The organism is Collinsella sp. TF12-2AT (genome assembly GCF_003436735.1).
GTDB lineage: Bacteria > Actinomycetota > Coriobacteriia > Coriobacteriales > Coriobacteriaceae > Collinsella.
Map to the genome: position 1 here is coordinate 1 of NZ_QSQK01000026.1, position 1,499 is coordinate 1,499.

The 1,499-nt window shown below is 68.5% G+C and carries 1 protein-coding gene; it reads left to right on the forward strand.

Annotation, left to right across the window (positions count from 1 at the left end):
- The first annotated feature begins 106 nt into the window (after positions 1–106).
- Positions 107–1,219 (forward strand): IS110 family transposase, encoded by a 1,113-nt coding sequence (locus DXD24_RS09985; protein ID WP_233502395.1) that lies wholly within the window; start codon positions 107–109, stop codon positions 1,217–1,219.
- Positions 1,220–1,499: the final 280 nt, after the last annotated feature.

Here is a 1,499-nt window from a genome sequence, read left to right on the forward strand (position 1 = left end):
AAAACATTGAGAGCCCCTGCTGCATGAAAGACCGCGGATTAGGCCGACAATGGTGAGTGTCTAATTCAGCCGCGGCGGCCACGCCGCATTCATGGAAGGGGCTCCCATGCTCGATACTACCACCTTCGTCGGCCTCGACGTCCACGCCCGCTCGATAAAGGCCGTCTCCCTCGACGTCATGACCGGGGAGGTGCGCGCCGCGACCTTCGGCTACGACGCCGGCGCCGTCGCGGAGTGGATCCGCTCCGTGGGCCCCGGGGCCAGGTGCGTGTACGAGTCCGGGGTCACGGGCTTCGACCTGCAGAAGAGGCTCTCCGGCCTGGGTGTCGACTGCGTGGTCGGCGCCGTCTCGAAGATGATCAAGCCCAGCGCGGACAGGCGCAGGAAGAACGACCGCAACGACGCCGAGTTCCTCGCCCGCATGCTGTCGGTCGGCAACGTGGTCGAGGTGTGGGTCCCCGACGACGAGTGCGAGGCCGCCCGCGACCTGACCAGGGCGCTCGAGGACGCGAGGGACGACCTCTCGCGCTCGAAGCAGCGGCTCTCCAAGTTCCTGCTAAGGCACGGGCTCGTCTTCGACGAGAGGACGCCCACCGGCCGCAGGAAGGGCAACTGGACCCGGGCGCACTGGTCCTGGATCGAGTCGATTAGGTTCGCGGAGGGGGCCGACAACGACGCGCTCGCCTACTACGTCGACGCGGTCAGGCGGGCTGCGGAGGAGAAGGCGAGGCTCGAGGGGCTCGTCGAGGCCGAGGCCCGCAAGCCCAGGTGGCGGAAGAGGGTCGACTCCCTGCGCTGCCTCAAGGGCGTAGACACCGCTTCCGCCGCCGACCTCGTGTTCGAGGCCGGCGAGTTCTCCAGGTTCAGGAACGCCCGCTCGTTCGCCGCGTGGGTCGGCCTGACGCCCTCCGAGCACTCCAGCGGGGAGAGCGACCGCAGGGGCGCGATCACCAAGGCCGGCAACAAGCACCTGAGGAAGACGCTGGTCGAGGCCGCGTGGCACTACCTGACGTGCTCGGGGCGGCCGAAGGACCTCGCCAAGGGCCAGGCCCCGGACCCAGCCGCCCGGAGGCATGCCGCCAAGGGCGTGCGGAGGCTGGTCGAGAGGCGGGAGGCGCTGCTCGCGCGCGGGGTCCACGGCAACAAGGCGAACGTCGCCACGGCGCGCGAGCTCGCCTGCTGGGTGTGGGCGGTCGGCCTCATGGCCGAGGAGGCGTAGGGGGCGGTCCCCCGCACATAAGCCAGTCATCCCGGAAGCGGTTCGATCCGAAGCCGTTGAGGCGAACCTCAGGTCCCTTTTCTGCGAGCGCCCAGGGCGCCACACGCGTGCACAGACTGTCGGTTCGACGTAGAAGCCTCAGCCGTAGCAACGGATTGCCCAGCGAGAGATCGCCACGGGCGGATATTAAACTGCAAAGACGAGCGTCGGTAAGACACGCCGAGGTCGCCGCGGACGGGTTGATATAGGGAGAGGGCCTGACCCCATATCGTTGGGGCCA